Source organism: Flavobacterium sp., assembly GCF_029242675.1.
GTDB lineage: Bacteria > Bacteroidota > Bacteroidia > Flavobacteriales > Flavobacteriaceae > Flavobacterium.
In genome coordinates, this window is record NZ_JAQWTM010000219.1 from 1 (window position 1) to 1,889 (window position 1,889).

Genomic DNA, 1,889 nt, shown 5'->3' on the forward strand with positions numbered 1-1,889 from the left:
GATTAAACCAACTCGTAACCAACAAAAAACCGGACAATTTTGACAATTTGTACATTCCAGGTTTTAACAAAACTTACAATGGTAGTTTTGGTGTTGGATTCAATTACACGGTTTCGTATTTCCTTCCTATTTATAAAAAGAAAGTCAAAATCGCGCCAGTGGTAAAAAAAGTGGCTCCTAAAAAATAATTAGCTTCAGGCTAAAACTAATAAAACCGCAAATTCACGTGTGAATTTGCGGTTTTTTATGCTGTAGGTATAGTACTCGCTCAATTGCAGCGTTGCATTTCAACTGACAAACCACTACCCTATTTCTTTTACACTTTTTATGAAAATCCATTTCATGTATAACTTCTCACCGTCTTTGGTTTTCACAGCTTGAAATTTTGGTGCTAAAAAAGTACCAATCACAAACGCAATAAAAGGAACCCAAAAACCCGTTAAACCGGAATAGCGTTCCACTACATAACGCGCCAAAATAAACAAGGAAGCAAAGCATCCCAATTGGTATAAAAAAGCTCTTATTTGTAATCTTGTCATTGTATTTAAGTCTTAAAGTTAGTTAAGTTGAAAGTGAATAGTGATTAGTAACTAGTGATTAGTAATTAGTCGAAAGTCAGAATGGCTATCAGTTGACATATTCTTTTCTAAAGTACCACAATAACGGCTCTAATGCTCCTTACTTCTCTTTTTGCTTTCTGTATTATTCAGTATCGCCTTCGGTTACTTGAAATTTCGTGCGCTTGCTACCTTCGTACATTTCGTATTTTACCAAACGTGCTTCGATGCTTGCATTGAATAATTTTATTTTTCTAGAAGGTCTAAGTCCAACAAATTTTAAGGCATCTAGATTCCCTGTAATAAACCAAGAATTCGTTCCTGGGTAATTCTTCTTCAAGGTATCCCCAATATTTTTGTAAAACTCTTCCATGTGAATGTCTAGACGCTCATCGTACGGTGGATTAAAAACCATATGCAATTTGCCTTCGGTAGTTTTCTCCGTATCAAAAAAGTTGCGTTCTTCGATTTTGATGTACTCGTCTAGGTTGGCATTTTTAATATTATCCTTTGCTTTTTGTACCGCTGATGGTGCTTTATCATAACCGGTAATGGTATGATGAAACTCACGAACGCGTTTCAGCAAACTAGTCGTGATATTATCAAACAGCTCATTATCCCAATCGTGCCATTTTTCAAAAGCAAACTCTTTACGGTTAATGTTAGCCGGAATATTACAAGCAATCATCGCTGCCTCAGCAAGGAAAGTTCCTGATCCACACATCGGATCTAAAAAATCACCTTGTCCGTCCCAACCCGAAAGTAACAAAACTCCCGCAGCCAACACTTCGTTGATAGGTGCAATGTTAGTAGCAGTTCTATACCCACGTTGGTGCAACGAGTTACCCGAAGTATCTAAAGCAACCGAAACTTGGTCTCTATCAATATGAATGTTGATTCGTAAATCAGGATGTACTTTATCAATGCTTGGACGTTGTCCTGTTCGCTCTCTGAACTGATCTACAATTGCATCTTTACATTTTTGAGATACAAACTCAGAGTGATTAAAGTTATCCGAGTGTACCGTAGCATCAATTACAAATGTTTGGTTCGCATTAATGTATTTTGACCAGTTCACACCGGCTACTCCTTTATATAAAGCTTGCTCATTATTTGCCTTAAAAAAATAAATAGGTTTTAAAATTTTTAATGCCGTGCGCAACGATAAGTTGGCTTTGTACATAAATCCTTTATCTCCCTTAAAACTCACCATTCTTACTCCTTGTTCCACGTCTTGTGCGCCCAACTGCAGTAATTCCTTTGCTAATATTTCTTCAAAACCATAAAAGGTTTTGGCAATCATCTTAAAATTATTTTCCATTTTGTTTGTGT

3 protein-coding genes are annotated in these 1,889 nt (G+C 36.4%); 1 reads left to right on the forward strand and 2 read right to left on the reverse strand.

Annotated features, from left to right (window positions below):
- Positions 1–188: DUF6048 family protein (locus P8M54_RS08120; RefSeq protein ID WP_300287052.1), on the forward strand; the 188-nt coding region annotated here is incomplete at its 5' end.
- Positions 189–302: 114 nt separating this feature from the next.
- Here the strand turns inward: P8M54_RS08120 and P8M54_RS08125 are convergent.
- Positions 303–539, reverse strand: coding sequence for a hypothetical protein (locus P8M54_RS08125; RefSeq protein ID WP_300287054.1), 237 nt, complete (start codon positions 537–539; stop codon positions 303–305).
- Between the two features lie 163 nt (positions 540–702).
- Entirely contained in the window at positions 703–1,878 is a 1,176-nt protein-coding gene (locus P8M54_RS08130) for a THUMP domain-containing protein (RefSeq protein ID WP_300287056.1), read from the reverse strand.
- Positions 1,879–1,889: the final 11 nt, after the last annotated feature.

Bases quoted from the DNA above. Each gene is read 5' to 3' on its own strand.
- P8M54_RS08125 (WP_300287054.1), bottom strand. From the start codon at position 539: ATGACAAGATTACAAATAAGAGCTTTTTTATACCAATTGGGATGCTTT.
- P8M54_RS08130 (WP_300287056.1), bottom strand. From the start codon at position 1,878: ATGGAAAATAATTTTAAGATGATTGCCAAAACCTTTTATGGTTTTGAA.